This is a genomic window from Secundilactobacillus oryzae JCM 18671 (assembly GCF_000740055.1).
GTDB classification, from domain to species: Bacteria; Bacillota; Bacilli; order Lactobacillales; family Lactobacillaceae; genus Secundilactobacillus; species Secundilactobacillus oryzae.
In genome coordinates this window covers 1-1859 of sequence record NZ_BBJM01000064.1, presented here as the reverse complement: position 1 = coordinate 1859, position 1859 = coordinate 1, and the positions used below count along the sequence as shown (strand labels likewise).

The 1859-nt window shown below is 42.8% G+C and carries 1 protein-coding gene; it reads right to left on the bottom strand.

Annotation, left to right across the window (positions count from 1 at the left end; translation table 11 throughout):
- Positions 1–111 precede the first annotated feature (111 nt).
- Positions 112–1647: a multicopper oxidase family protein gene (locus tag LOSG293_RS09730; RefSeq protein ID WP_034529827.1), complete on the bottom strand. Its 1536-nt coding sequence runs from the start codon at positions 1645–1647 to the stop codon at positions 112–114.
- Positions 1648–1859: the final 212 nt, after the last annotated feature.

Below are 1859 nucleotides of genomic sequence, written 5' to 3'. Positions count from 1 at the left end.
CTTTTTTTATTTTTCATTATATCAAAAAGGCACTACCATCAGTTTTTAAAATCTGACGGTAGTGCCTTTTATTTTGGGACTTATGTCACAGCCCCTTTATTTTGTGCTTATTTACATTTCCATATTCATCTTTTCGTACGACGACATACCAGCTAAGCGTAATTTCTCAACCGGAATCCCCCGCTCCTCAGCAAAAGCCTTCATCAATGTGTGATGATCCATCAATTTGTATGTTTGTGGATGCTTGGAATCAACAACCTCTAATTGAGCCATCATGCCACCATCTTCATGCTCAATGATGTGGCAATGATACATAAAGACGCCAGCATAGTCGAACCAAACCTTCAAACGCACAGTTTCTCCTGGGTTAACCCCAACTGTATCTTTAAAACCACGTTCGTTTGGATACGGCTCGTGTCCGTTTCTAGAAACTACAAGGAACTGGGTGCCATGCATATGGTAAGGATGAACCATCCCGCCGTGCATTTCGTTGGTATTAGTCACATCCCAATACTCAACGTGGCCAAGTTCTTGTTTGGCATCAATTCGTTGCATACCGAACTTCTTATCATCCATCATCACTTCTTCGTCCATTCCGGACATCACGACATGATGAACCGGTGCATCTGCTGTCACCTCTGGACTATCGATATCAACTAAATGATCTGGTAGAACCGTATTATCTGGCTCAAATTCGTGTACTCTAAAGCGCACAATCGCGACATCGTCTGAATACAAAGCAACCTCATCGCCAGGCTTAAACTGCCCAAAATCAACGATAATTTCGGCACGCTCTGCACAGGTGAGCATCAGGTGGGTAAACTTAATGGGCTCAGGTAAAATCCCACCATCCGAAGCAATTTGCGTGAATGGCAGGTCATTATCAAAATGCAACCGCCACTCTCTACGGTTTGCACCGTTTAAAATACGCAAACGTAATCGTTGGGTTGTCACATCAAAGTATGGATTAACAGTCCCATTAATCATTGGCGTTGGCCCTTGCACACCATCAGGATCGTAGTCAGCGTCGTAATCCCACTGATTATCTTCGTGAAATTTACGATCTTGTAAAACTAGTGGAATATCATCTACTCCGTAATTACGTGGAAATGGCAATTGAGCTTCAATCTTGTCCTTCACAATTACGGGGACAGCTAATCCATGCCAAACTTGTTCTGCAGTAGATGGACATGGATGGGCATGCAACCATAAAGTTGCAGCCGGCTGATTGACCGTGAAATCAATATGCTTGGTTTCGCCAGGATAAACGGGAGCGTGACAACCTCCATCAACATAGGGTCCTGGTACGTTTAAACCGTGCCAGTGGAAAGTCGTAAGTTCTGGTAAATGATTAATTAAATCAATATGGATGTGCTTGCCCTCTTCGAAGACAATACTTTGTCCAAGTAGACTGGCATTGTAGCCCCAGGTCTTGGTTTTAGCCCCCGGAAGGATTTGTGTCTCGCCTGCTTGAGCCACAACTTCATAATAGGTATCCGTTGCTGTCTCTTTAACAGGCTTTAATAGAGACGGGATTCCCAACGGTTGTGGTACTGTCTCGGGTGCCTCTAATGGCACATAACCACCATCATGAGTATTGTAGGCAGGTTCGTCAAAAAAGTAATCAGTGTAAATCTTCTCACTCATTTTTTCATCCCCAAAATTTAGATTGTGTACACTTTCATTTTTGCACATCCCCTCTTCTTTTTAAACCCTTATCAAAAGATAATTTTGTATAAAAAAGGACTCCCAAAATTGGAAGTTGAAGTGAACCCACAAGTTTGGACAACTAAATTAAGCTACTAACTGATTGGCAAGTTCTCGGTATTGTACTGGTGACTTGCCTTTTAGCTTGGTCC